This is a genomic window from Mycolicibacterium sp. XJ1819 (assembly GCF_053483675.1).
The window spans coordinates 133,671-159,125 of the sequence record NZ_JBEFST010000010.1 but is presented as its reverse complement, the minus strand read 5'-3'; the positions used below and the strand labels follow the sequence as shown (position 1 = coordinate 159,125).

Annotated in this window: 30 protein-coding genes; 17 read left to right on the top strand and 13 right to left on the bottom strand. The window is 67.9% G+C overall.

From position 1 onward, the window contains the following. Nucleotides 1–59: 59 nt before the first annotated feature. On the top strand, nt 60–809 hold the full coding sequence (locus ABQE89_RS13100) for an SDR family oxidoreductase (protein WP_448417104.1): 750 nt from the start codon (nt 60–62) through the stop codon (nt 807–809). On the opposite strand, the gene ABQE89_RS13095 is transcribed toward ABQE89_RS13100, so the two are convergent. Together ABQE89_RS13095 and ABQE89_RS13090 are read right to left on the bottom strand one after the other, a co-directional pair. Beyond that, nucleotides 810–1,937, bottom strand: coding sequence for a glycerate kinase (locus tag ABQE89_RS13095; RefSeq protein WP_448417102.1), 1,128 nt, complete (start codon nt 1,935–1,937; stop codon nt 810–812). It lies immediately after the preceding gene. A 66-nt stretch (nt 1,938–2,003) separates the two neighbouring features. Then, complete coding sequence (locus tag ABQE89_RS13090; RefSeq protein WP_448417100.1) at nt 2,004–2,438, bottom strand: MarR family winged helix-turn-helix transcriptional regulator; 435 nt, start codon at nt 2,436–2,438, stop codon at nt 2,004–2,006. 217 nt (nt 2,439–2,655) lie between these two features. Between ABQE89_RS13090 and pyrH the strand changes: the two genes are divergently transcribed. The 3 genes from pyrH to ABQE89_RS13075 all read left to right on the top strand — a co-directional run bounded on the left by pyrH (nt 2,656) and on the right by ABQE89_RS13075 (nt 4,969). Next, on the top strand, nt 2,656–3,471 hold the full coding sequence (gene pyrH / locus ABQE89_RS13085) for a UMP kinase (RefSeq protein ID WP_448417098.1): 816 nt from the start codon (nt 2,656–2,658) through the stop codon (nt 3,469–3,471). 62 nt (nt 3,472–3,533) lie between these two features. Then, on the top strand, nt 3,534–4,091 hold the full coding sequence (gene frr, locus ABQE89_RS13080) for a ribosome recycling factor (RefSeq protein WP_448417096.1): 558 nt from the start codon (nt 3,534–3,536) through the stop codon (nt 4,089–4,091). Further along, nucleotides 4,091–4,969, top strand: coding sequence for a phosphatidate cytidylyltransferase (locus tag ABQE89_RS13075; RefSeq protein ID WP_448417094.1), 879 nt, complete (start codon nt 4,091–4,093; stop codon nt 4,967–4,969). Before frr ends, ABQE89_RS13075 begins: the two co-directional genes overlap by 1 nt. 6 nt (nt 4,970–4,975) lie before the next feature. On the opposite strand, the gene ABQE89_RS13070 is transcribed toward ABQE89_RS13075, so the two are convergent. Genes ABQE89_RS13070 through ABQE89_RS13055 form a run of 4 tightly spaced genes read right to left on the bottom strand, consistent with a single transcriptional unit; the run spans nt 4,976 to nt 7,374 of the window. Next, a complete protein-coding gene (locus ABQE89_RS13070) occupies nt 4,976–5,314 on the bottom strand; it encodes a PRC-barrel domain-containing protein (RefSeq protein ID WP_448417092.1) in 339 nt (112 codons plus the stop codon). Continuing rightward, the gene (locus tag ABQE89_RS13065) at nt 5,301–5,702 is read right to left on the bottom strand and encodes a hypothetical protein (RefSeq protein WP_448417090.1); all 402 of its coding nucleotides are present in this window, start codon (nt 5,700–5,702) and stop codon (nt 5,301–5,303) included. Before ABQE89_RS13065 ends, ABQE89_RS13070 begins: the two co-directional genes overlap by 14 nt. Further along, nucleotides 5,699–6,928: an NRAMP family divalent metal transporter gene (locus ABQE89_RS13060; protein WP_448417088.1), complete on the bottom strand. Its 1,230-nt coding sequence runs from the start codon at nt 6,926–6,928 to the stop codon at nt 5,699–5,701. Before ABQE89_RS13060 ends, ABQE89_RS13065 begins: the two co-directional genes overlap by 4 nt. Next, a complete protein-coding gene (locus ABQE89_RS13055; protein WP_448417086.1) occupies nt 6,928–7,374 on the bottom strand; it encodes a hypothetical protein in 447 nt (148 codons plus the stop codon). The genes ABQE89_RS13060 and ABQE89_RS13055 overlap by 1 nt, the downstream gene beginning before the upstream one ends. A 133-nt stretch (nt 7,375–7,507) precedes the next feature. Here ABQE89_RS13055 and ABQE89_RS13050 point away from each other — a divergent pair, with 133 nt between their 5' ends. Continuing rightward, complete coding sequence (locus ABQE89_RS13050; protein ID WP_448417084.1) at nt 7,508–7,981, top strand: MarR family winged helix-turn-helix transcriptional regulator; 474 nt, start codon at nt 7,508–7,510, stop codon at nt 7,979–7,981. Between the two features lie 27 nt (nt 7,982–8,008). Beyond that, complete coding sequence (gene rlmN / locus ABQE89_RS13045) at nt 8,009–9,106, top strand: dual-specificity RNA methyltransferase RlmN (protein WP_448417082.1); 1,098 nt, start codon at nt 8,009–8,011, stop codon at nt 9,104–9,106. Between the two features lie 76 nt (nt 9,107–9,182). On the opposite strand, the gene ABQE89_RS13040 is transcribed toward rlmN, so the two are convergent. From ABQE89_RS13040 to ABQE89_RS13030, 3 genes are read right to left on the bottom strand one after another with little or no spacing between them, the layout of a single operon-like run. Then, a complete protein-coding gene (locus tag ABQE89_RS13040) occupies nt 9,183–9,668 on the bottom strand; it encodes a nuclear transport factor 2 family protein (RefSeq protein WP_448417080.1) in 486 nt (161 codons plus the stop codon). 24 nt (nt 9,669–9,692) lie between these two features. Continuing rightward, entirely contained in the window at nt 9,693–10,241 is a 549-nt protein-coding gene (locus tag ABQE89_RS13035; RefSeq protein WP_448417078.1) for a TetR/AcrR family transcriptional regulator, read from the bottom strand. Nucleotides 10,242–10,290: 49 nt separating this feature from the next. Beyond that, complete coding sequence (locus ABQE89_RS13030) at nt 10,291–11,406, bottom strand: phosphotransferase (protein WP_448417076.1); 1,116 nt, start codon at nt 11,404–11,406, stop codon at nt 10,291–10,293. Nucleotides 11,407–11,459: 53 nt separating this feature from the next. Between ABQE89_RS13030 and ABQE89_RS13025 the strand changes: the two genes are divergently transcribed. Continuing rightward, on the top strand, nt 11,460–12,638 hold the full coding sequence (locus tag ABQE89_RS13025) for a CoA transferase (RefSeq protein ID WP_448417074.1): 1,179 nt from the start codon (nt 11,460–11,462) through the stop codon (nt 12,636–12,638). Here ABQE89_RS13025 and ABQE89_RS13020 read toward each other — a convergent pair. Further along, nucleotides 12,607–13,155, bottom strand: a complete 549-nt coding sequence (locus ABQE89_RS13020; protein ID WP_448417072.1) for a TetR/AcrR family transcriptional regulator — start codon at nt 13,153–13,155, stop codon at nt 12,607–12,609. The genes ABQE89_RS13025 and ABQE89_RS13020 overlap by 32 nt on opposite strands. Before the next feature lie 44 nt (nt 13,156–13,199). On the opposite strand from ABQE89_RS13020, the gene ABQE89_RS13015 reads away from it, so the two are divergent. Both ABQE89_RS13015 and ABQE89_RS13010 read left to right on the top strand, forming a co-directional pair. Beyond that, on the top strand, nt 13,200–14,453 hold the full coding sequence (locus ABQE89_RS13015; RefSeq protein WP_448417070.1) for a cytochrome P450: 1,254 nt from the start codon (nt 13,200–13,202) through the stop codon (nt 14,451–14,453). A gap of 8 nt (nt 14,454–14,461) precedes the next feature. Next, nucleotides 14,462–14,653: a ferredoxin gene (locus ABQE89_RS13010; RefSeq protein WP_448417068.1), complete on the top strand. Its 192-nt coding sequence runs from the start codon at nt 14,462–14,464 to the stop codon at nt 14,651–14,653. An 80-nt stretch (nt 14,654–14,733) separates the two neighbouring features. On the opposite strand, the gene ABQE89_RS13005 is transcribed toward ABQE89_RS13010, so the two are convergent. Both ABQE89_RS13005 and ABQE89_RS13000 read right to left on the bottom strand, forming a co-directional pair. Then, nucleotides 14,734–15,549: a thioesterase family protein gene (locus tag ABQE89_RS13005; RefSeq protein WP_448417066.1), complete on the bottom strand. Its 816-nt coding sequence runs from the start codon at nt 15,547–15,549 to the stop codon at nt 14,734–14,736. After that, the gene (locus ABQE89_RS13000) at nt 15,546–16,349 is read right to left on the bottom strand and encodes an SMP-30/gluconolactonase/LRE family protein (RefSeq protein ID WP_448417206.1); all 804 of its coding nucleotides are present in this window, start codon (nt 16,347–16,349) and stop codon (nt 15,546–15,548) included. The genes ABQE89_RS13005 and ABQE89_RS13000 overlap by 4 nt, the downstream gene beginning before the upstream one ends. A gap of 82 nt (nt 16,350–16,431) precedes the next feature. Between ABQE89_RS13000 and ABQE89_RS12995 the strand changes: the two genes are divergently transcribed. The 8 genes from ABQE89_RS12995 to ABQE89_RS12960 are packed head-to-tail and all read left to right on the top strand — an operon-like array spanning nt 16,432 to nt 24,436. Then, the gene (locus tag ABQE89_RS12995; RefSeq protein WP_448417064.1) at nt 16,432–17,136 is read left to right on the top strand and encodes an NIPSNAP family protein; all 705 of its coding nucleotides are present in this window, start codon (nt 16,432–16,434) and stop codon (nt 17,134–17,136) included. Further along, complete coding sequence (locus ABQE89_RS12990; RefSeq protein WP_448417062.1) at nt 17,133–18,356, top strand: cytochrome P450; 1,224 nt, start codon at nt 17,133–17,135, stop codon at nt 18,354–18,356. The genes ABQE89_RS12995 and ABQE89_RS12990 overlap by 4 nt, the downstream gene beginning before the upstream one ends. Nucleotide 18,357: 1 nt before the next feature. Beyond that, complete coding sequence (locus ABQE89_RS12985) at nt 18,358–19,326, top strand: zinc-binding dehydrogenase (RefSeq protein WP_448417060.1); 969 nt, start codon at nt 18,358–18,360, stop codon at nt 19,324–19,326. Beyond that, on the top strand, nt 19,323–20,069 hold the full coding sequence (locus ABQE89_RS12980; protein WP_448417058.1) for an HpcH/HpaI aldolase family protein: 747 nt from the start codon (nt 19,323–19,325) through the stop codon (nt 20,067–20,069). Before ABQE89_RS12985 ends, ABQE89_RS12980 begins: the two co-directional genes overlap by 4 nt. Then, entirely contained in the window at nt 20,066–20,785 is a 720-nt protein-coding gene (locus ABQE89_RS12975; RefSeq protein WP_448417056.1) for an SDR family NAD(P)-dependent oxidoreductase, read from the top strand. The genes ABQE89_RS12980 and ABQE89_RS12975 overlap by 4 nt, the downstream gene beginning before the upstream one ends. After that, a complete protein-coding gene (locus tag ABQE89_RS12970) occupies nt 20,767–22,284 on the top strand; it encodes a flavin-containing monooxygenase (protein WP_448417054.1) in 1,518 nt (505 codons plus the stop codon). Before ABQE89_RS12975 ends, ABQE89_RS12970 begins: the two co-directional genes overlap by 19 nt. 7 nt (nt 22,285–22,291) lie before the next feature. Next, nucleotides 22,292–23,224: an alpha/beta hydrolase gene (locus ABQE89_RS12965; protein ID WP_448417052.1), complete on the top strand. Its 933-nt coding sequence runs from the start codon at nt 22,292–22,294 to the stop codon at nt 23,222–23,224. Nucleotides 23,225–23,272: 48 nt separating this feature from the next. After that, a complete protein-coding gene (locus ABQE89_RS12960; RefSeq protein WP_448417050.1) occupies nt 23,273–24,436 on the top strand; it encodes an acyl-CoA dehydrogenase family protein in 1,164 nt (387 codons plus the stop codon). 7 nt (nt 24,437–24,443) lie between these two features. Here ABQE89_RS12960 and ABQE89_RS12955 read toward each other — a convergent pair whose 3' ends face one another. Beyond that, entirely contained in the window at nt 24,444–25,376 is a 933-nt protein-coding gene (locus ABQE89_RS12955; RefSeq protein ID WP_448417048.1) for a TIGR03560 family F420-dependent LLM class oxidoreductase, read from the bottom strand. Nucleotides 25,377–25,455 lie beyond the last annotated feature (79 nt).

Genomic DNA, 25,455 nt, shown 5'->3' with positions numbered 1-25,455 from the left:
CCCTCCTGAATGTAATATAGTTAAAATCATTTAGATAATAAACTACGAAGGGCGTCGACGTGGAGATCCGGCTGGACGGCAAGGTGGCCCTGGTGACCGGTGCATCGAGAGGCATCGGTCTGGCCATCGCGAGAGCTTTCGCCGACGCCGGTGCCAAGGTGATGCTGTCCAGCCGCAAAGAAGACGATATCGCCTCGGCTGCAGCGGCTTTGGCCGGAGAAGTGGCGGCCATGGCCGCCAACGCGGGCAACATCGACGACACCGCCGAGCTGGTCGACGAAGTGATCGACCGATGGGGCAGGCTCGACGTCCTGGTGAACAACGCTGCCACCTGCCCGTACGTCGGGCCGTGGATGGGTGTCGAGCCCGCAGCCTGGGATCGCACCTTCCAGGTGAACCTGCGTGGCCCGTTGTTCCTGACGCAGCAGGCCTGGCGCGCATGGATGGCGGACAACGGCGGCAGTGTCATCAACATCGCTTCGATCGGGGGCTACAAGACCCACGGGGTGATGGGCGTGTACGACAACAGCAAGGCCGCGCTGATCCAGATGACCAAGCATCTGGCGGTCGAACTCGGCCCGGCGGTGCGCGTCAACGCCATCGCTCCCGGGCTCGTCGAGACGCGGATGGCCGAGTCGATCATCAGAACCAAGGGCGACGATATCGCCGGGCGCACGCCGATGCGCCGCAACGGGTTGCCGGAGGACATCGCCCCGGCGGCGCTTTTTCTTGCCAGCGACGCGTCGGCATGGATCACCGGTGACGTAATGGTTGTCGACGGGGGACGGCTGGCTTCCGGTGCGACCTGATCAGCCCGCGATGTCGCGGCACACGGCTGCGGTCGCGCGGGTCAGCGACTCGGTGCCCTCGCGCAACGCCTGCTCCAGTGGGGTGCCCTCGGCGGTGATCGCGACCAGACGGTCCACCCCGTGTTCGAGCAGGACCGAGGCGTCCGGGCGGACCAGACCCGCGAAGATGACCACCCGGGTGCCGGTCTTCGCCGCCAGTTGCGCAACCCCGAATGGCGTCTTACCCATGAGGGTTTGCGCGTCGACGCTGCCCTCGCCGGTGAACACCCAGTCGGCGCTGCGCAGTTCATGCTCGAGACCGACTGTTTCGGCGATCTCCTCGACACCGGGTCTGATTGTGGCGCCGAGGAATTCGGCCAGTGCGAAGCCGACGCCGCCCGCGGCGCCCGCCCCGGCGCGGTGTGGCGCGGCGTTGCCCAGCGTCGCCATTGTCACCGTGACCAGCCGCGACAGCGCCGCGTCGAGCAACTCCACGTCGGCGGCGTCGGCCCCCTTCTGAGGGCCGAACACCGCGCTGGCGCCCGTCGGTCCGAGCAGCGGCGCGGTGACATCGGAGGCCACCCGGATGCGGGTATCGCGCAGCCTGGGATCCAGCCCCGACAGGTCGATGCGGGCCAGGTCTCGCAGCGCGGCACCGCCCGGTTCCAGCGGGTTCCCGTCGGCGTCGGTGAACACCGCGCCCAGGGCGGTGAGCAGGCCCGCGCCGCCGTCGTTGGTCGCCGACCCGCCCAGCCCGACAAGCAATTCTTCGGCTCCGCGATCCAGCGCGGCCCGGATGAGTTGTCCGACTCCGAAGGTACTGGCGCGCAGCACGTCTCGCTCGTCGGCAGGAATCAACTCCAGCCCCGCGGCCGCAGCGATCTCGATGACGGCCAACTGGCGCAGCGGAACCAGGCCGAACCGCGCCGTGGTCGGTCGCCCCATGGCGTCGTCGACCTCGACCTCGACGTGGTGGCCGTGCATCGCGTCGACGACGGCGTCGACGGTGCCCTCGCCGCCGTCGGCCATCGGGACACCGACGCATTCGGCATCGGGCAGCGCCTCCCGCACCCCGGCGCGCATCGCGGTCACCGCCTGGGTCGCCGTCATCGACTCCTTGAACGAATCCGGTGCGAGCACGATCTTCATCGCAGCGCTGCCTCGGCGGTGGTGGATCGCGCGGATGGGCCGGTCATGGCCGTAGTCTGACAGATCTCAATCGGTACCCAGTGCGGCAAGAATCTGCGTGAACTCCCGCCGCTGCCGTTCGGTGAGGTTCGTCATCAGCTTGCGCTCGGCCGCGCGAACCCCGGCGTCGGTGCGGTTCAACAACTCCCGGCCCTCGCGGGTGAGTTCTGCGGGCAGTGAGCGGCCCGACGACACTCGGGTGGGCCGGACGACCAGACCACGCTGCTCCAGGCCGCGCAGCACCATGTTCATCGCCTGCGGTGAGACGTTGAGATTGCGGGCCAGTTCGGCGTTGGACCGCCCGGGGCGATGCGAGAGCATCCGCATGCACAGGTACTGGGGGAACGCCAGCCCCAACGGCTCCAACACCGTCGCGGTGACCTCGCCGCGCAGCGCGTTGGCCACCCGGGACAGCAGGAAGCCCAGCGGTTGATCCTCGAGTGGCCCGTCCATGTCAACCATATTGACATATATCAACCAAGTTGATGCGAACGAATGGTGTCCCACACATCTTCCTCGTCAGCGACGTGCGCGACGAGCCGAAAGGTCGCAAGTCAGTGCCCGGGTTGCTGCTCGTCGCGCACGTCCGGGCTGACGCGCCGCGCGACCCCGCAGGTGCAATGCCGCCGCGATAAGGCAGGATGTTGGGGGAGCTGAAGCGAGGACCCGAAGGAGTCGGATGGCCGATCACAACATCGCCGGCCAGGCGACTCCTGACCCCGATGTCGCTGGCCAGGACGCTGCGCAGCCCGGCCCCAACGGGGCGTCGGCGACCCGCTCCCCGATCCGGCCCGCGTATTCGCGGGTACTGCTCAAGCTCGGCGGTGAGATGTTCGGCGGCGGCGAGGTCGGCCTGGACCCCGACGTCGTGCATCTTGTCGCCCGCCAGATCGCCGAAGTGGTGCGCAGCGGTGTGCAGGTCGCGGTCGTGATCGGCGGGGGCAACTTCTTCCGCGGCGCGCAGTTGCAGCAGCGCGGCATGGAACGCACCCGCAGCGATTACATGGGCATGCTCGGCACCGTGATGAACAGCCTCGCGCTGCAGGATTTCCTGGAAAAAGAGGGCATCGCGACCCGCGTCCAGACCGCGATCACCATGGGCCAGGTCGCCGAGCCCTACATTCCGCTGCGGGCCCGCAGGCACCTGGAGAAGGGTCGCGTGGTGATCTTCGGCGCGGGCATGGGCCTGCCGTACTTCTCCACCGACACCACCGCCGCGCAGCGGGCCCTGGAGATCGGCGCCGAGGTCGTGTTGATGGCCAAGGCCGTCGAGGGCGTGTTCACCGCCGACCCGCGGGTGCACCCCGACGCCGAAATGCTCACGTCGATCAGCCACCGCGAGGTCATCGACCGTGGGCTCAAGGTCGCCGACGCCACCGCGTTCAGCCTGTGTATGGACAACGGCATGCCGATCCTGGTCTTCAACCTCTTGACCGACGGCAATATCGCGCGGGCGGTCGCGGGTGAGAAGATCGGGACACTGGTCACCACTTGACGGGCCTCCTCACGCGAGGACTGCAGGGACCGCGCACGCGAACAGCGAAGGAGACGAGCACCGTGATCGAGGAGACCCTCTTCGACGCCGAGGAGAAGATGGAGAAGGCGGTGGCGGTGGCCCGCGACGACCTGGCGTCCATCCGCACCGGCCGTGCCAACCCCGGCATGTTCTCCCGCGTCAACGTCGACTACTACGGTTCGCCCACCCCGATCACCCAGCTGTCGAGCATAAACGTGCCCGAAGCCCGGATGGTGGTGATCAAGCCGTACGAGGCCAACCAACTGCGCAACATCGAGGACGCGATCCGCAACTCCGACCTCGGCGTGAACCCCACCAACGACGGCAACATCATCCGGGTGGCGATCCCGCAGCTGACCGAGGAGCGCCGCCGCGAACTGGTCAAGCAGGCCAAGGCCAAGGGGGAGGACGCCCGCGTCGCGATCCGCAACATCCGTCGCAAGGCGATGGAGGAACTGCACCGGATCAAGAAGGACGGTGAGGCCGGCGAGGACGAGGTGGGCCGCGCCGAGAAGGACCTCGACAAGACCACGCACACCTACACCACGCAGATCGACGACCTGGTCAAACACAAAGAAGGCGAACTGCTGGAGGTCTAGTGGCCGATCAGCACGTGAGTCCCGTGGCAGACACGCCGGTCGCAGAACCGCCCAAGAAGGCGTCGAAGGCCGGCCGCAACCTGCCCGCCGCGATCGGCGTCGGGGTGCTGCTCGGCGCGATGGCGATCGGGATCCTGCTGTTCGCGCCGATCGGCTGGCTGCCCGTGCTGGCGGTGTTCATCCCGATCGCGACGCACGAGGTGATCCGCCGACTGCGCGACGCCGGATACCAGCTTCCGGCGGTACCGCTGCTGGTCGGCGGACAGGCGATGATCTGGCTGACCTGGCCGTTCGGTGTGGCGGGCCTGCTGGGCGCCTTCGGCGGCACGATCGTGGTCTGCATGGTGTGGCGCCTGGTCGGGCAGGGCCTGCGCCACCAACCGGTGAACTATCTGCGCGACATGTCGGCGACGCTGCTGATCGCGACGTGGGTGCCGATGTTCGCCGCGTTCAGCGCGCTGCTGATCTTCCAGGAGCACGGCGGCGGCCGGGTGTTCACCGTGATCGCCACCGTGGTGTTCGCCGACATCGGCGGCTACGTGGCCGGTGTGCTGTTCGGCAAGCACCTGATGGCGCCCGCGATCAGCCCGAAGAAGTCGTGGGAGGGGCTGGGCGGGTCGCTGCTGTTCGGTATCGTCGCTGCGGTGCTGTCGGTGACCTTCCTGCTCGACAAGCCCGCCTGGGTGGGCGTGCCGCTCGGCCTGATCCTGGTGATCACCGGCGTGCTCGGCGACCTGGTCGAGTCGCAGGTCAAACGCGACCTCGGCATCAAGGACATGGGTGCGCTGCTGCCGGGCCACGGCGGGCTGATGGACCGTATCGACGCGATGTTGCCGTCCGCGGTGGCCGGCTGGATCGTGCTGACGGCGCTGGCGTAGCCCGTCTTAGTCCGTCGGCAGCGCGGGCGAATAGCTTTTGAACCCCGGGCGAAGCGTCACCGCGTCGGTGTCGACGCGTGCGACGTCGTTCCACAGCACCAGGCGGGTGCCGCGGTGCCGCCACCGCAGCAGCGCGGCCAGGACGCGGGGCTCGTTCACTCCGGAGCGTTCATAACCGAGATACGACGAGCGCGTGCGCGGGCTGACCACCAGGCCGAACACCTGCGGGGTGGGGCAGGTGGTGTCGCGGTCCTCGGCGAGGTTGAGGCGGACGTCGGTGACGGTGCCGACCGGTTGGCGGTCGCTGTCACGCACCGGCAGCCCGAGAAGTTCACTCAGCAGCACGGCGGCCCCCCGGAATGTGTGCGATGAGCCGATCACGCAGCCACCTCTCGACCCACGGGGGATCGAGATCGGTGTCGGCGCGGACGATGCGGACGACGGCACCGACCTCGGCGACAGCGCGCCAGGCGACCGACTGCAGCTGCGAGGCCGGGGGTCGTCCACCGAAGATCCGGGTGAGCAGCACATGACCGGTCACGATCGCGCTCACCGTCGGGGATTGAGCCTTCCCGGCGATGTCGGCCCCGGTCTCGACGCCGTCGAGTTCGAGGTCGTCGACGATGCCGACCGGGTCTCCGTCGTCGTCCACCAGCTGCCGGTCCAGCAGGTGCAGTCGCGCGTCGAGCAGGCGACCGCGATAGGGGGCGTCGGGAAACTCGGATGTGCTCATTTGCCCGCTCCCGTCACGATCATCAGCGGAATCGCGGCCAGTGAGGCCACCAGGATGATGACCAGGTACACCGACGCGAGCGCGTTGGTGACCCGTCCGTTGACGTGTTTACCCATGTAGCCCGGATCATTGGCCACGATCAAAATGGGCAGGTATGTCAACGGCAGCGCGATGGCCGAGAACACCACGGAGAACTCGGTCACCTTGATCGGGTCCACCCCGGTGAAAAGCACTGCGGTGCAGGCGATCAACGCCACCAGCATCACGACGTGGAATCGCGACGCTTCGGCCGGCGTGCGGAACTTGCCCCACGTCCAACCCAGAAACTGCGCCAACGTGTAGCCCGAGGACAGGGTGGTCTCGAGGGCGGCGCCGAACGTTGCGGCGACGATGCCGACGATCGCGAACGCCAGGGCGAGCTTTCCGCCCGCGGCCATCACCGGCAGGACGACCTGAGACAACGAGGTGACCTCGATCTGTCCCGGCAGCAACACGATCGCGGCGCATGCGGCGATGGCCACCGAGAGGAACCCGCCAAGCGGAAAGCCGATCAGCACGTTGAGTCGAGAGGTGCCGAGATCCTTGACGGTCCAACCCTCTTCCACCGCCCCGGACGAGAAGAAGAAGACCTCGTAGGGGGTCATGGCCGCGCCGAACAGTGCGATGGCGAAATACCAGTAGGTGGCGGCCGACTCGGTCGTGGGGATCGTCGGTGCGCCGGCTTGGGCGGCCAACGCGCCCCAGTCGGGCGACAGCGCAAACACGGCGACGGCGAAGACGATCAGACACAGGCCGAGCAGACCGGCGGCGTTTTCCATCGTGGTGAACCGGACACGCCAGATGACGACCCACACCGCGAAGGCAGCGACCGGAAACCAGAGGTTGGGGCCGACGTCGGTGGCAAGCTGCAACGCCAGCGCCACACCGCCGATCTCGGCGGTCACGGTCATCAACGTGATGAAGAACGACGCGCCGAGATTGGCTGCCGCGGTGCGCGGTCCGAGCCGTTCGCGGATGATCTCGAACGTGGCGCGACCACTTACCGCGGCCACCCGGCCGGCCATGTTCGCAAACAGGCAGATGCCCACCACACCGACCGGCACCACCCACGCCAGCGCCAGTCCGAACCGGGAACCGACGACGGCATTGGTCACCAGATCGCCGATGTCGAGGAATCCGCCGATGGCGGTGAGAATTCCCAGCGCTGCCGCGAACAGGCGGTTCATCAGCGGTAATCGGCGTCGAGCCGGTCGATGGTGTCGAGCATCGACTGCCGCAGCTGTCGCGCATCGGGCTGGCCGCCCACGGCGCGCACCGCGGCATTGGCGGCATTGAGCTGACCGATCAGCACCGTCATCGTCTCGGTCAGCAGCGATTGCCGGTGCACGTCCTGCGGATCTTCGGCCCGCAGAACGGCGATGCCCGAGAAGGACTGGGCGATCTGATCACGTGCGTCGCTGAGCGCGACGGCCGCCAGGTTGCGCGTCGACCGGCGTTGCAGCCACAGATCGAGCGCGAGCGCCCCCGAGCGTGCCGCCGAGTCCGTCTCCTCCTTCGCGGTCGCGAGTTGACCGGGCATCCCGTCGCGACTGCTCGGACAGCTGGTCAGGACCAGTGCCAGCGCACCGACCATGAGAATCACCGCGACCGCGATGCGCAGCTGACCGGGCATCAGGGACCAGACGGAAACTCGCCGGGCGGTAGCGTCAAGGCCTGCATGGGTGGGGATTTGCCGGTGCGTAGTGATTGCAAACAAGTAATGATTGCAGTCTGATAAGTCGTCCGGGTAGAGAAGCGAGGGGAAGATGGCCGGTCGCGGCGGTGGCGTGACGAGCGAGCAGGTGGAATCGGTGATGCGGGCCTCACGAGCGCTCGTCGGCATCACCGCGGCCTCGATCTCCACGGTCGACGACGTGGTGACCGTGGCCCAGTTGCGGGTGATGATGATGATCGCGACCCGCGGTGCCATGAACCTCGCCGCGGTCGCGGCCGGCTTGCAGGTCAGCGCCTCCAACGCCAGCCGGATCTGCGACCGGTTGCTCAAGCTCGGGTTGGTCGACCGGCAGGACGATCCGGCCGATCGGCGCAACATCGCCTTGACGCTCACCGCCGAAGGGCAGTCGCTCATCGACCGCGTCATCCACCATCGCCGCATCGCGATCCGCCGGATCCTGGGGGAGATGACACCGGATCAGCGCGAGGAGTTGGCGGCGGCCCTCGAGGCGTTCGCGACCGTTGCCGGCGAGCCGCGCGAGGAGCACCGGCACGCGCTCATCTGATGGCGATGGGATACTGGTCTACAGCCCATGCCGACCTCCCTGCCGCTGGTTTTCGATGCCCCGCGCCGCGCTATGCCGCCGCGGCACCTCGCCGACCTCGACCAGGCGGGTCGCATCGCGGCCGTCGCTGACCTGGGGTTGCCGAAGTTTCGCGCCAAACAGCTGGCCAACCAGTACTACGCTCGGCTGATCGCCGACCCGCATCAGATGACCGATCTGCCCGCGGCTGTGCGCGAGCAGATCGCCGAGACCCTGTTTCCCAAGCTGCTGGATGCGGTGCGGGAGATCGAATGCGACGCCGGCGAGACCCGCAAGATGTTGTGGCGCGCGGTCGACGGCACCACGTTCGAGTCGGTGTTGATGCGCTATCCGCAGCGCAACACGGTCTGTATCTCGTCGCAGGCCGGATGCGGCATGGCCTGCCCGTTCTGCGCGACCGGGCAGGGCGGTCTGACCCGCAACCTGTCGACCGCCGAGATTCTCGAGCAGGTGCGCGCGGCGGCCGTCGAACTGCGCGACCGCGATGGCGGTCGGCTGTCCAACATCGTGTTCATGGGGATGGGTGAACCGCTGGCCAACTACACCCGGGTGCTCGCGGCGGTGCGCCGGATCACCGAAGCGCCGCCGCACGGGTTCGGCATCTCGGCACGTTCGGTGACGGTGTCGACGGTGGGTTTGGCGCCGGCCATCCGCAAGCTCGCCGACGAACACCTCGGTGTGACATTGGCGTTGTCGCTGCACGCCCCCGACGACGAGCTGCGCGACACCCTGGTGCCGGTGAACAACCGCTGGAAGGTCTCCGAAGCCCTCGATGCCGCACGGTATTACGCGGATGTGACGGGCCGCCGGGTGTCGATCGAGTACGCGCTGATCCGCGACGTCAACGACCAGCCGTGGCGGGCCGACCTGTTGGGTAAGCGGTTGCACGGCGCGCTCGGGCCGTTGGTGCACGTCAACGTCATCCCGCTGAACCCGACACCGGGCAGCCAGTGGGACTCCAGCCCTAAACCCGCCGAGCGTGAGTTCGTCAAGCGGGTCCGCGAGCGGGGCGTGTCATGCACGGTGCGCGACACCCGCGGCCGCGAAATCGCCGCCGCCTGCGGCCAATTGGCGGCCGAGATCTAATCGCCCAAACGGACAAACGGGCGCGAAAGTGCGAGAAGATCGCGCCATTACGTCGATCTGGGCACACGCCCGGCGGTCAGCCGGCGGGGCCGTTGACGAACCAGACGTTCTCTTCGCGCAGGCGGCGACTGCGCCATCCGCCCGGCGTGCGCACGAGCTCGTGGTGGTAGTAGCCGCCGCAGCTGCTCATCTCGTCCATGCCGGGTAGTTGCATGGGGTTGTAGAACATGGCCCGCACTGTCGCGGTGTCGCCGTCGATCTCGCTTTCGATGTTGGTGATGTAGTGCATGCTCCACCGGATGACACCGAAGTTGGCCGCGAACCAGTCGACGACCTCGTCGCGGCTTCCGACCACCGCGCCCGCCGACGAATAGTCGATGTGCGCATCGTCGGTGAACACCGACCGGTACAACTCCCAGTCCTTGGTGTCGACTGCTCGGGCGTACCGATACAGCAGTCGGGCGATCTCGAGCTCGTCGCTGACGCGGCTGACTCCTGTGCCGAGATCGACGTTTTGGCGAGATTCACTCGCACTTTCTCGCCCGTCTGTCCGTTTGGGCATCTAGGTGCGGCCTGTCATCGCGCGTCAGGTGCTCTGCTTGATCCCGGCGGCGTGGCGCAGCTGAGCCAGAAACTGGTCGTCGTCGTCGCTGCGCACGATGTAATGCGACACCGCGACCCGAATTGCGGTGGCCGCCTTGACCGCTCCGTTCGGCCCGGTCAGCAGCTTCTCCAAGCGCGCTCGCATCACAGGCAGAATCCGGGACAGCTGTGCGATGACCACCTCCGGTTCGATGTCGACCAGTCGCACCCCGGAGTAGGAGTGCTGGTAGGCGACGATGAACCGCAGCGCCGCGTCGAGTTTCTCGGTGCCGCGCAGACCGGCGGTGGCCCTGCTGATGCCGGTGTCGAACATCTCGCGTTCGTAGGCGCCGAACGCGTCGAGCAACTCGTTCTTGGACGCGAACCAGCGATACAGCGTGGGCCGGGACACCCCGGCCTGCAGCGCCACCTCCGACAGGCTCAGCTTCGTCTGCCCGCTGCGCGCCAGCACCTCGGCGGTGGCGACGAGGATCCGGTGCCTGGTCGAGGTGTCCTCGACGGCTCCGGTCGCGTCACGCAGTGGTTCGTTCACGTCGAGCGCCTCAATCGTCGGTGCGGTTTCGGTGATGGTAGTTGGTCGGTCACAGCGAATTCCTCAGAAGTTCGACCGTGTCGAGATCCTCGAGCGCCGCGACCGCGCGGCGCAGGCCCGCCAGCGCGATCGCGTCGTCCTGCATCCCGCCCAGTCCGGCGGTGATCAGCGCGGCGACGTAGGGGTACAGCGCGCCCTGCCGGTAGCGGCGCCAGAGGTCCTCGGCGTCGAGTTCGGGCCCACCGGCTGCGACGAGCGCCGCGCGGTAGGCGTCGAGCAGGCCCCGCTCGCCGGCGCGACGGTCCTCGGTCGTCATGGCGGTGACCAGCGTGCAGGCCAGTTCGCGGCCGGGATGGCCGCGGCGCATCGCCTGCCAGTCGAGCAACCCGGCCGCGCCGTTGCGGAAGTAGACGTTGCCGGGGTGGGCGTCACCGTGCATGACGGTGTGCGGCGGTGCGTCGATCAGCCGCGCGACCGCACGGTAGTTGTCGTCGATGAACCGGCCCCGTTCGACAGGGATGTCGGTCCGCGCGCCGATCCGCCGTGCCGAGGTCTTCAGCAGCGAGCCCGTCAGCAGCGACACGCTGTCGGCCGATGCGGTGTAGAGCCATTTCGGGACGCGCTCCCAGAACGTCGCATGCACCCGGGCCAGCAGTTCGACGACCAGGCCCGCGCGGCCCTCGTCGAGCGGATGCAGGGTGTCGGGAAAGACGCAGTGATCGGCGCCGAGATCCTCCAGCACCAGCACGAAGCGGCCTGTCAACGCGTCGAACGCCGAACCGTGATACCCCGGCACGCCGGGCAGGCGCGGCGCCAACTCCGCGTAGAACCGGGTCTCGGTGACCGCCAGCCGGCCCAGTTCGCCCATCATCCGGGTGGCCACCGTTTCGGCGGGCATCTTGACGAACACCGAGGCGGGGACCGCGCCGAGGACGTCGCGGCCGGTCAGCGCCAATCGCGCCCGCGAGGAGGTGCCCGCGTCGGCGCCGATGGTCGACACCGACGCCACGCCCCGGCCCATCAGCCGGGACAGCTGCGCGGCGTCGAGCTCGTCGGTGGTGCGCGGTAGCGCGCGTGCGCGCCCGACGACCGCGTCGGTGGCGATACGTTGGACACCGCGTCCGAGATGCGACGCCAGGCCGACGATTGACGGGACGCTGCTCACCTCGTCAGTTTACGGATCGGGTGAAATTTGTAAGGCGATTCGGAGGGTGGTCAGTGGCCGGACCGTTGGAAGGCGTCAGGGTCGTCGAACTCGGCGTGTGGGTGGCGGCGCCCGCGGCCGGCGGCCTTCTGGCCGACTGGGGCGCCGACGTCATCAAAATCGAACCGCCCACCGGCGATCCGGCGCGCACGTTCGGCAGGATGCTCGGCCTCGACGAGGACATCAGCCCACCGTTCGAGATGGACAACCGGGGCAAGCGCAGCATTGTGCTCGACGTGGCGACCGAGGACGGACGTCGCACTGCACACGAATTAATAAGGGACGCAGACGTTTTCCTCACCAACATCCGGCCCGCTGCGCTGGCGCGGCTGGGCCTGGAGTTCGACGTGCTGGCCGACGGCAATCCGCGGTTGGTGTACGGCCTGATCACCGGATACGGGCTGGGCGGACCCGACGCCGACGCGGCCGCCTACGACGTGGCCGCGTTCTGGGCGCGGGCGGGCCTGGCGCACCTGCTGACCCGTCCCGGCGACACCCCACCGTTTCAGCGGGGCGGCATGGGCGACCACTCGGCGGGGATGACACTGGCCGCCGCGGTGTGCGCGGCCCTGGTCGCCCGTGCACGCACCGGCAGGGGACAACTGGTCAGCACCTCGCTGTATCGCCAAGGTGCCTACACCGTCAGCTTCGACCTCAACACGTTTCTGATGACCGGGCATTCCGTCGCGATCGGGCAGCGTGAGGCGATGGCCAACCCGTGCATGAACAACTACGCCGCCGGCGACGGTCGGCGGTTCTGGATCGTGGGCCTGCAGGGCAGCAGGCACTGGCCGCCGCTGTGCCGCGCCGTGGGGCGGCCCGACTGGCTGACCGACCCCCGCTATGAGACCGCGCACGCGCGTGCGGCCAACGCCGCCGGGCTCATCGCCGAGCTCGACGAGATCTTCGCCACCAGACGTCTCGACGAGTGGGCGAAAGTCTTTGCCGCCGAACCGGATTTCTTCTGGGCGCCGATCAGTTCACTCGAAGATGTGGTGGCCGACGAGCAGTTCCATGCCAGCGGCGGCGTGATCTACGTGCCCGAAGGGGAGTCCAGTGTGCCGATGGTGGCCTCGCCGGCGGACTTTCACGGCACGCCGTGGGCGCCGCGGTCGGCCGCGCCGGCACTCGGCGAACACACCGGCGAGATCCTGGCCGAACTCAGGGGGCGTCAGAAGGGGCGTGATGCTTGACCCGCGCGGCGTGACGCAGTTGGTCGAGAAAGTCTTCGTCGTCGTCGCTGCGTACCAGGTAGTGCGACACCGCCACGCGCACCGCGGTGGCCACCGCAAGCCCCGGGTCGGCGCCGGTGGCCAGCCGTTCCAGCCGTTGGCGCATCAGCGGAATCACTCGGGAAAGTCGCTTGATGACCTGTTCGGGTTCGATGTCGAGCATGCGCAGACCGGGATAGGACTGCTGATATTCGACGATCACCCGCAGCGCCGCGTCGAGTTTCTCGTTGGCCGGCAGCCCGGCCGTCGCCTCGGCGACGGCGCGTTCGTAGTACTTGCGCTCCCACACCACGAACGCGTCGAGCAAATCGCGTTTGTCGGTGAACCACCGGTACAGCGTGGGTCGCGACACCCCGGCCTCGCTGGCCACCTCCGAGAGGCTGAGCTTGGTCATGCCGTGGCGGCCAAGCACCTCGGCCGTGGCGGCCAGGATCCGCTCACGGGTGGTGTTGTCGACCCCGGCCACGTTCTCCTGCACCCCCATACCTTTACAAATAATCCGCGAAGTGTCACGCTGGACCGGTGACTGCAGCCACGGTTGAGCAGCGAGAATACAGCGGCTTCGACATATCTTCGCAGGAGTTCTGGAGTCGGCCCTTCGATGTGCGTGACGAGACCTTTGCGCAACTGCGCGCGACGCCCGGGCTGACCTGGCAGGAGCCGTGGGAATCGATCTTCGGCCTGGAGGAACCCGGGTTCTGGGCGGTCACTCGCCGCGAGGACATCGTGTTCGTCAGCCAACATCCGGAACTGTTCACCTCCGCGCAGGGCGTGGCGCTCAACCCGATGCCCGCCGAGATCCAGCGGTTCGCGTCGTTCTTCTTGACCATGGATCCGCCTCAGCACACCGTGTATCGCCGATTGATCAGTTCGGCGTTCACCCCGCGCAACGTGCGTCAGATCGAGGAGCAGATCCACCGCAACGCGGTCGGCATCGTCGACGAACTCGTCGGGGCCGGCGAGGTGGAATTCGTCTCGGCGTGTTCGGCCAAACTGCCGATGCGCACCATCATGGACATGCTCGGGGTGCCCCGGGCCGACCAACCCGAGGTGGCGTATGCCGCCGAGAAGCTCTTCGGGTTGACCGACGAGGAGTACAGCACCCCCGACGAAGGGGCCGGCGACCCGGTCGCGCAGATAAACCTGTTGTCCAACACCGGGATCGAGCTGGCAAAGTTCCGGCGGGAGAATCCCGGCGACGACCTGATGACCAGCATCGTCAACGCGGAGGTCGACGGTCACCGGCTCACCGACGAGGAGATCGGCGCGTTCCTCATCCTGCTGGCCTCGGCGGGCAACGACACCACCAAGCAGACCACCACGCACGCGATGATGGCGCTGGTCGCCAACCCGTCCCAACGTGACTGGCTGACAGCTGATTTCGACAACCGGATCGGCCTGGCCGTCGAGGAGTTCGTCAGATTCTCCACGCCGGTGCTGCAATTCGCCCGGTTCGCCACCCAGGACACCGAGGTCAACGGCCACCCGGTGCTCGCAGGTGACAAGCTCGGGCTGTTCTACTGCTCGGCGAACCGCGACGAAACCGTCTTCCCCGACGCGGGCGTCTTCGACCTGCAGCGCTCACCCAACCCGCACCTCGGCTTCGGCGGCGGCGGGCCGCACTTCTGCCTCGGAAGCCAGCTGGCCAAAGCGGAGTTGCGAATCCTGTTCCGGGAACTGCTGACTCGGCTGACCACGATCGAGATCGGTGAGCCCGACCTGCTGTACAGCAGCTTCGTCCACGGCGTCAAGCGCCTTCCGGCGTTCGTGCGGTAGGCGCCGGAATGCGCGTCGAAGTCGACCTGGACAAGTGCACAGGACACGGCATGTGCGAGTCGATCGCCGAGGATGTGTTCGAAGTAGGAGGCGACGGCATCGTGGTGATCCATGACGCCGAACGTCCCGAGAGCGACCGCGACCGGCTGCTGCGGGCCGTCACGGGTTGCCCCGTGGGCGCACTGCGGCTCATCGAATAGCCGCGAGCAGACGCAAAATGCGCAGTTGTCTCGGCGTGTCGGCGACTTTTGCGTCTGCTCGCGCTTGAAAAAAGAGGTGCTCAAGAGGTCGGCATCGGACGCACCAGCACCGACTGCTGGATCGCCCCGACGGGCCCGGTCGCATCGAACAGGGTGCCGATCGTGGTCCCGATACCGTCGGGTCCGTAACTGGTCTCGGCGCGCACGCCGACCCACTCCCCGTCGGGTATCCGGTGGATGTGGACGACGAGGTCGGTGTTCATGAACGTCCACTTGCTTGGGTTGAGTTTGGTGCCGATGCCGTTGGCGCAGTCGGCGATCGCGAACAACCGCTCCAGCGTGGTCATCGCCTCGCCGTTGACGAGGTCGACCTTGGGTTTGATCCACGATTCGCCGGGGCCCTCGGCCAGCGGCTCGGTCAGCCACCGCCAATCGAGGCTGTGCACATAGTTGGGGTCCCAGTCCTTTTTCATGTCGCGGTCGCGGGCCTGGGCCAGCGGCGGCAGTGGCGCCGCCGAGGCGTGCAGCACCTGTGCGGTGTCCAGGGTCTTGAGCCGCCATCCGCTGGCCCGGGCGACCGGTCGCGGCTCACCGTCGGCTCCGGTGGCGAGCATCTCGGCGCCGACGAGTTCGATCTGCCGGCCGGGCCGTTCGATTCGCGACCGCACCCACAGGTCTCCGTCGGCGGGCACGCCGCCCAGCAGATCGACCATGACGCGGCTGAGCCGGGTGTCTTCGCGGGCCTGGCAGCGCTGCATGGCGCGCACCAGCAGCGCGGACACCGGCGCGGCGTGCTGGATGGCGGCCGACCAGGTGCTGCGCACGAAGTCGGTCGCGGCGAACTTCTCGCCGAGGGGGTCGGCGGGGTCGACGAGTTCGTAGTAGGAGTCGCTCACGGCAGCCCCGCCCCGGCGACGTCGACGGTCACGGCATCCAGTCGCGAGTCCTTGGTGCCGATCAACCGCTGCGGGTAGGCGTCGGTACTGGACAGCAGGAACAGGGTGCGGCGTTCGGGACCGCCCAACGCGCACGCGATCGCGGTGCGCTCGCCGATGTCGATGCGCTCGGTCACGGTGCCGCCCTCGGCGATCCGCTGGAACTGGTGTGCCAGCGTCAGCGCGGCCCACACCGCGCCGTCGGCGTCGAGGCAGATACCGTCCGGCGGCCCGTCGAGACCGTCGGCGAAGACCCGGCGCTCGGTCAGGGCTCCGTCGGCGCCGATGGTGAACGCCGTCAACCGCCGCGCCGTGGACTCCGCGACGATCAGCGTCCGACGGTCCGCGGTGATCGCCATGCCGTTGGGAAAGTCCAGATCGGTGGCCACGACGGTGGCCGCCCCGTCGACGTCGACCCGGACGATGACCCCGCCCTCGAACGCCTGCGACCCCACGTAGGCACGTCCCGTGTCGTCGACGACCATGTCGCCCAGCGGGGCAGGTGCCATGGCCCCCAATTCGGTGAGTGTGCTGACGGTTTCACCGTCGTAGCGCAGCAGCAGGCGGCTCCCGGTCGACACGATCAGCAGCGAGCCATCGGGCCGGAAACCCAGCCCGGCCGGCGCGTGGCCCGGCAGTGCCAGGGTGGTCATCGCGCCCTGCAGGTTCACCGTGTGCACGGCCTCGCCCAGCATGTCGGAGAACCACAGCAGCCCCTCGAACCACCGCGGCCCCTCGCCGAAGCAGAAACCGCCCGCCATCGCCGACAGCTCGCCGATACCTTTACAAATCACGTCGCAAGTGTCACGCTCGCAGAGTGCTGCTGTCAACCGGGTGCCGAGCATGAAGAAGTACTACGGGCATACGCTTCTGTACCTGCACGAGACGATCTCGCTGGGAAGCGCGCGAAGTGATCGCTTCACGCAGGTCTTCGAGGAGGTCTATCACCCGATGATGGCAGACCTCGGCGCGCGTCTGTTCGCGATCTGGGAGACGACCCCCTACAACGGACATTGGCCGCAGGTCACCATCGTCTGGGAGATCGACGCCTTCGCCGACTACGCGCGCATCGGCAAGGCGCAGGCGCGTGGCGGCAGCCATGAGGGGGCCGCGACCACCTGGTCGGCCTTCCTCGCCGAGATCGGCGCCACCGGGGAAGGCCGGATCATGTACGCGGGCAAGTTCAACAAGACCCTCGCGCAACTGCAGGAGTCGAAGTTCAGCGCGGGCCTGGTGATCCAGGAGATCATGCAGACCAAGCCCGGGCGTCAGGACGATTACATCCGTGAACTCGAGCGGCTCTACGTGCCGTGGTCGGAGCGCACCGGAAAGCGTTGGCTCGGATCGTTCATCACCACGTTCCGGTTCAACGAGGTCATCCACTACTGGGCCCTCGACGGCGACTGGGACTGCTTCGCCAACCACTACCCGTCCTGGAAGGACAGCCCACCCGCCGAGATCGTCACCTGGATGAGCGTGGCACCCGCACTGCGCGACGGGTGGGAGGACTCGATCCTGGCCGCGCTGCCGCCGTCGCCGCTGAAATGAACACCCCAGTGCTGCAGGGTTTCTCCTACGACCCGTTCGACCCGGCGGTGATGGCCGACCCGCCGTCTTACTACCGGATCCTGCGTGAGAATTATCCGGTGTACTACATCGAAAAGTGGGACACCTACGCGCTGTCGCGGTTCGACGACATCTGGCGGGTGCTGGAGACCGACGACGGCACCCTGGTGGCATCGGAGGGAACATTGCCCGCCGCAGCGGTTCTGGCCCGCCGCAACGACGGCCCGGTGCCCGACCCACCGCTGCACCCGATGCCGTTTCACGCCAACTTCGACTCGCCGATCTACCAGAGTGTGCGGCGCTGCACGTCGGCGCCGCTGCGGCCGAAACCCGTGACGGCTATGGCCGACCGGATCCGAGCACTGGCCAACGAGCGTCTCGACGACCTGCTGCCCCGCGGCAGCTTCGACCTCACTCAGGACTACGGCGGCATCGTCGCCGCCTCGATGGTGTGCGAACTGCTGGGTATCCCAACAGAACTGGCTTCCGAGGTGCTCGGCACCGTCAACGCGGGCAGCCTGGCCCAGCCCGGCAGTGGGGTGGAGGTGGCCAACGCCCGGCCCGGCTATCTGGAGTACCTGGTGCCGATCGTGCAGGACGCCCGCGCGCAGGGGACCGACAATCCGATCGTCACGAACCTGATCGCCTACCGCCTCCCGGACGGGTCGGAGTTCGACGACGTCGAGGCCGCCACCCAGCTGCTCGGCATCTTCATCGGCGGGACCGAAACCGTGCCGAAGATCGTCGCGCACGGGCTGTGGGAACTGGGCCGTCGGCCCGCCCAGTTGGCTGCCGTGCGTGCGGATCTCGACGCCAACGTGGCCGTGGCGCGCGAAGAGATGATCAGGTTCTGCGCACCGGCGCAGTGGTTCGCGCGCACCGTGCGCAAACCGCTGACGATCCACGACACCACGATCCACCCCGGTCAGCGGATCATCACGCTGCTGGCATCGGCCAACCGCGACGAGCGCGAATACCCCGACCCCGACGAGTTCATCTGGAACCGGCCGATCGAACGTCTGCTGGCCTTCGGTCGCGGACAGCACTTCTGCCTGGGTGTGCACCTGGCGCGACTCGAGATCGCGGTCATGGTCACCGAATGGCTCAGGCGGGTACCGGAATACCGGATCGTCGGCGAGCAGGCCTCCCGGCCGCCATCGAGCTTCCAGTGGGGCTACAACAGCCTTCCGGTGGAGGTGTGAGGTGTGGGCATACCGTCTCGTCGCGCCCTACACGTTGGAACGGGTGGACATCGCCGAGAAGACGGCCGACGATCTGGGTCCCGGCCAGGTGCTGCTGAGCTTCGCGGCCGCGGGCGTGTGCGGCAGTGACCTGCCCCCGTTTCGCGGGGTGCGCGGCAAGATCGCGGGCGACCTGGGCCGCAGTGCCGCCGAGATGGCCGGCTTTCCGATCCACGAGGTGGCCGGTGAGGTGCTGGCCAGCCGCCACCCGCAGCACCGGGTGGGAGCGCGGGTCGCCGGCTGGGCGTCGGGTTTCGACGGCCTGATGCAACGCGTTGTCGCCGACGGTGACGGACTGGCGGCCTACGACCCGGCACTGTCTGCCGCGCACGCCGTGGCGCTGCAGCCACTGGCCTGCGTGCTCTACGCCCTCGAACAGCTCGGTGACCTTGCGGGCCGAGACGTCGCCGTCATCGGGCAAGGTTCGATCGGTTTGCTGTTCTCCTACGCGGCAAAGGCTTTCGGTGCACGGCATGTCACCGGCGTCGATCCGATCGACCGCGACTCGATCGGCAGGGAGTTCGGGGTGGACACGGTGGTGCGCGCCACCAGCGACCGATGGGTCAGCCACCTGGCACCCGGCGACCGCCCGGACATCGTGATCGAGGCCGTCGGTCACCAGGTGGCCACCCTCGGCCACGCCGTGGAGGCCGCCGCACCCGGCGGGACGATCTTCTACTTCGGCGTCCCCGACGACGACAGCTACCCGATCAGCATGCGCGCGATGCTGCGCAACAACCTCACCCTGAAATCCGGGGTGACGCGCGACCGCAACCGCGTGCTGTGCGAGGCCGACGCATTCGCGCGGTCACACCCGGAGCTGCTGTCCGCCTACGTCACCCATACCTTCGGCGTCGACGAGGTACAGGCCGCGTTCGACCTGGCCTGCCGGCCCACCCCCGAACGCGTCAAGATTGCGATCGCCGAATGAGCCCGAGCAGACTGCAACAGGCCCTGACCGCCGGGGGACCGGTGTGGGGCGGGTGGGTGGTGGGACCCACGGTGATCGGCCCGGAGGAGTTCGCCAACGCCGGCTACGACTACGTCGGATTCGACCTCCAGCACGGCTATCTCGACGACGCCGACGTGGCACTGCTGCTGCGGCGACTCGAACATGTGCCGATCGCCACCGCCGTGCGACTGCCGTCGGCCGCTCCCGCGCCGATCGGGCGGGTGCTCGATGCGGGCGCCGACGCGGTGCTCATCGCGATGGTCGAGTCGGCCGAGCAGGCCGCCGCGGCCGTCGCCGCGACCCGGTACCCACCCGCAGGGGTGCGCAGCTACGGACCGCTGAGCCCGAGCCTGGGGCCCGACCCCGTGGCGCACGAAGAGCGTGCCTCGGTGTTGGCGATGATCGAGACGACCGCGGGACTGTCGGCGCTGTCCGAGATCTGTGCCGTGCCGGGGCTGGCCGGGGTCTACGTCGGCCCGGCGGACCTGGCGATCTCGTTGGGGCGCCGTCCCGCCGATGCGTGGACCGAACCCGAGGTGCGCGACGCGCTGGCCGGCATCGCCGCGACTGTAACGGCGGCCGGCCTGGTGGCCGGTATCCATGCGGGGACCGGCGCGCGGGGAAAGGCCATGGCCCGGTTGGGGTTCACGATGATCACACTCGCATCGGAGTCCCAGGCGCTGCGACGCGGCGCGCTCGAGCACCTCGAGGAGGCCCGGTGAGCGGTCGCGTGGCGCTGGTGACCGGCGCGGCCCGCGGACAGGGCGCCGCGATCGTCGCGCGCCTGCTGGACGACGGCTACGCTGTCGTCGCCGCCGATGTCCTGACCACCGAACTGCACGCCACCGTGGACGCACTCGACGGTGAGATCACCGCCGTCGAACTCGACGTCACCTCCGAATCGCAGTGGCACACCGCGGTGCACGTCGCCGTGGACCGGTTCGGATCGCTGTCCGCTCTGGTCAACAACGCCGGTGTGCTGCACCGGGCGTTGCTGGCCGACGAGACACCCGCCGGATTCGAGACGAGTTGGCGCGTCAACTGCCTGGGGCCGTTTCTCGGTATGCAGGCGGTGTTGGAACACCTGCGCGCGGCGCAGAACCCGGCGATCGTCAACACCTGCAGCACCGGCGCGATGCGACCGTTTCCCCACCACGCCGCCTACGGGTCGGCCAAGTGGGCGCTGCGGGGGCTGACCCAGATCGCCGCCGCCGAACTGAGCCAGGAGGGGATCCGGGTCAACGCCGTATTTCCCGGACCGATCGCCACCCCGATGCTCGACGAGACCACGCAGTCCAGGCTGGCCGCCTCGTTCGGCCGCCTCGGCACGCCGCTCGAAGTGGCCGACGCCGTGAGTTTTCTGCTTTCCGAGCGGGCTTCGTTCATCACCGGAGCAGAACTCGTCGTGGACGGGGGGCAATGCCTTCGAATCGGATGAGCCCGTCGGTGGCGATCATCGGCGCCGGCCCCGGCGGGCTGGCGTTGGGAATCTTTCTGCGCAAGGCCGGCTTTCGTGATTTCACGATCTTCGACCGCGAGGACGGCGTGGGTGGCACGTGGCGGGTCAACACCTACCCCGGCCTGGCCTGCGACGTGAAGTCGCACCTGTACTCCTACTCGTTCGACCTCAACGCGGGATGGTCGCGGATGTGGTCGGCGCAGCCCGAGATCCTCGGCTACTTCGAGGCTTGCGCACAGCGCTACCGGCTCGCGCCACACCTTCGGCTCAACACCGAGATCGCCTCGGCGGCATGGGAGGCTGAGACCCGGAAGTGGACGCTCACAACGGCGAAGGGCGAGCGGTTCCGGTTCGACGTCGTGGTCTCCGCGGTCGGCCTGTTCTCCCGCCCCGTCCTTCCCGACCTCATCGAGGAGGAGCCCTTCACCGGAACGGTGATGCACACCGCGCGCTGGGATCACTCCGTGGACCTGACCGGGGCGCGGGTGGCGGTGCTGGGCACCGGATCGACAGCCGCGCAGCTGGTTCCCGAGCTGGCCAAGGTCGCGGCCAAGGTGTACTCCGTGCAGCGCTCACCGACGTGGATCCTGCCCAAGCCCGATCGCGAGTACACCGAACGCGAGAAGTGGGTGTTTGCCCGGGTGCCGTTCGCCAAGCGGTTCTACCGGACGCGGCTGTGGCTGCGCAGCGAATCCAACATCGCCGTGATCGAGCACGGTAGCGACAAGACCCAGGAGTTCACGGCCGTCGCGCTGCGCACGCTGGAGGCCTCGGTGCCCGACGAACAGTTGCGCCGCAAGCTGACGCCGGACCATCCGTTGGGCTGCAAGCGCCTGGTCTTCGCGGGCGACTATCTGCAGACACTGACCCGACCGCATGTCGACGTGGTGTCGAGTCCCGCGCGTGCCCTGCGGACGCGGTCGTTGATCACCGAGGACGGCACCGAACTCGACGTCGATGTGGTGGTGTGCGCGACCGGTTACGCCGCCGCCGACTATCTGGGGCAGATCGACGTCGTCGGCGAGCATCGGGCCACGCTGCGACAGACATGGCGGGACGGGGCTTACGCCTACCTGGGTATGACGGTGCCCGGATTTCCCAACTTTTTCATGCTTTACGGCCCGAACACCAACGTCGGATCCAATAGCGTGATCTTCATGCTGGAGGCCCAGGCGCGTTACGTGGTGCGGGCGTTGACGCACATGCGTCGCAGGGGCCGCACATATATCGCCGTGCGGCCACAGGTGATGGCGCAGTTCACGGCCAAGATCGACGACTGGATGCAGGGCACCGTCTGGCTGACCCGGTGCAGCAGCTACTTTCGCGCTCCCAACGGGCGCGTGGTCACCCAGTGGCCGCGCAGTGCCCGGGCGTTCTGGGGGATGACCCGACGGTTCAGGCCGGCCGATTACAGCTTCGAACCGCCGGCGGCGACATCTGCCGCCGCCCGCTCGGCCGGGGCATCGGCGAACCGGTAGCCCGACGATGGCCGCGACGGGACGCGATATCGAGGGCCGGTTGGACCCGGCGCTCGGCCACCTCGCCGGAGCCCGCACCGACCTGTCGGCCAACCTGCTCGGAGTGGTGCGTGATTCACTGAACCAGCGTCGCGCCGAAACCGCCCGGCACCTCGAACTCATCGGCGTGGAGTTCGAGAACCTGGAGGCGCAGTCGGTGCCGGTGCGCGTCTACCGAGGCGGCGCGGCACCCGCACCCGGGGTGATCTACTGCCACGCAGGAGCTTTCGTGCTCGGCAACCTCGACACCGACCACCTGCAGTGTGTGGAGTTCGCACGGCGGGGACGGTGCACGGTGGTGTCGGTCGACTACCGGTTGGCACCGGAGCACCCGTACCCCGCCGCGTTGGAGGACGCGATGACGGTGCTGGAATGGGTGACCGACAACGCGGTCCGGCTCGGAATCGACGCGGGCCGGCTGGCCGTCGCGGGCAGCAGCGCCGGCGCGGCGTTGGCGGCACGACTGGCCCAGCGCGCCGCTGCGGGCGCGGCGCCGGAGGTGGTGTTCCAGCTGCTACATCAACCGGTGCTCGACGACCGGCCGATGCCGTCGAAGGACGAGTTCGGCGGCACTCCGGGGTTCGACGGGCCTGCCGTCGACATGATGTGGCAGCACTACCTGGCCGGTCGCCCGGCCACCGCGGACGCCGCACCCGGACGATGTGCGGACTTGACCGGAGTGGCGAGCGCGTTGATCACCTGCTCGGAACTCGACCCGCTGCGTGACGAGGCGATCGACTACGCGCTGCGGCTGATGTGGTCGGGGACGGCCACCGAACTGCACGTCTACCCCGGCACGTGCCACGGGTTCGACTCGCTGTTGCCGGACTGGGATACCAGCCAACGGTTGTTCGACCTGCAGGGCGCCGCACTGCGGCGGGCGCTGCACGAGGCACGCTGATCGGGGTACCGACTTTACAAACCGCCGCGATAATGTCACGGTGGGCGGGTGGATTTCTCCCGCGTCGAGTTGTCCGACGACGATCGGGCGTTTCAACAGGACCTGCGTTCCTACCTGACGAATCTGGTGACCGACGAAGTCATCGCCCGGGACCGCGAAACCGGCGAGAACTTCGACGAGGGCGTGCATCTGGCTCTCGGCGAAGCCGGCTACCTGGCCGCCGATTTCGCCGACGAGGCCGACGGTGGATTCAGTCGGGTGCGGCGCCGCATCTGGAACCTCGAGATCGGCCGCGCACACACGCCATGGTTCCACTGGGGCACCACCGCGATGGTCGCGCGCGCAGTCAAGAGGTTCGCCTCGGCCGAGTTGACGGCCGAGATAATGCCCAAGGTGCTCTCGGGCCACGTCCGGCTGTGCCTCGGCTACACCGAACCCGAGGGCGGCTCCGACGTCGCGACCTGCAAGACGCGCGCCGTGCGCGACGGTGAGAGCTGGATCATCAACGGGTCCAAGATGTTCACCTCCAATGCGCACAACTCTCACTATGTCTTCTTGATCACCAACACCGACCCGTCCGCGCCCAAACACCAGAGCCTGACGATGTTTCTGGTCCCCACCGACGCGCCGGGTGTCGAGTTCCAGCCCGTGCGCACCGTGGACGGCGACCGCACCAACATCACCTTTTACAGCGACGTGCGGGTCGCCGACAAATACCGGATCGGTGAGGTCAACGGGGGCTGGTCGGTGCTGCGTGAGGCTCTCAACGACGAGCACGGCACCATCGAACGCGGCGACGACGGTCTGCAGAGACTGGCGACCATGAGTGAACACTTGACGCTGATGGCCGAGGCGGTCGACAACATCGCCGCCCGAGCACCCGACGACGACGCGGCGAAGTACCGTCTGGGCCGGGTGATCGCGCGCATGGAAGCGGCGATGAGCACATCGGACATGTTTGGTCGCGTCGCGATCGCTCAGACGATGCGCGAGGCGTCCACCGAGTTGATGGACATTCTCGGCAGCGCGTCGGCACTGCCCGTCGATGCCCCGGGCGCCGCCGATGACGGGGGAGCGGAGCACATCTTCCGGTTGGCGCTGCCGACCGGCATCTACGGCGGCACCCTGGAGGTGTTCCGCAACATGATCGCCCAGCACGCGTTGGGGCTCGGGCGCCCGGCCTACGGCGCTGCGGTCAGGCAGTCGTCCTAGCCCCGTCTCACAGCCGGGAGATCACCTCGGAGGCCAGTAGGTCCAGCGTTTCGTCGGAGCCGCGGTCGTGGGTGAACAACACGATTTGACCGAACCCGAGGTCGACGAGTTCGTGAAGCCGGTCGACGATCGCCGGCGGCGTACCCACCAGTCCACCTTCCTTGAGCCCGAACGCCGGTAGCCCGAAACGCTTTTCGGCCAACCGCCGCACATCCGGCAGTGCTGCGTCATCGGGCGCCAGCGCCATCACCGCCTCGACCGAGAGCACGATTGCGTCCGGGTCGCGGTCGACCTGTTCGCAGATGGCACGCAGCACCGACACCTTGTGCTCGAGCTCGCCGAGCGCGTAGGTTGGCACGTTCCACACGTCGGCGTAGCGGGCAACCAACGGGAGCGTGTACTTCTCGCCGACCCCGCCCACGATGATCGGCGGCCGTGGCTGCTGTGCCGGCCCGGGATTGACCGGAAAGTCCTGTACGGTGAAGTGCTTGCCGCGGAAGTCGATTCGCTGTTCGGCGAACGCCTGGGTGAGTATCTGCAGCGTCTCCTCCAGTCGCTGCGAACGCTCTGCGAACGATCCCCAGTCCAGACCGGCCTGCAGATGTTCCTCCTCGACCGAACCGCTGCCGATGCCGAGGTTCAGCCGGCCTCCCGAGATCTGGTCGAGCGAGGTGACCATCTTGGCCAGCACCGCGGGATGTCGAAACTGGTTGCACAGCACCATGTGTCCGATGCGGATCCGCTCGGTGTGGCTGAGCAGCGCGGTGGCCAGGGTCCATGCCTCCAGCGACGGGTAGTCGGGCACACCGGGGCCGTAAAGGTGGTCGTAGATCCACAGCGAGTCGATGCCCAGTTGTTCGCACCGCAGCGTGCGGTGCAGGATCTGCTCGTAGGTGAAACCCATCTGGGGCAAATAGACGCCGATCTCCGGCTTACTCATCGGTCGGGATCCCATCGTTGACTACAGTCGCTGTACTTTCAGTTCCCCGCATGGTAACGACATTCTCACAAATCAAGAA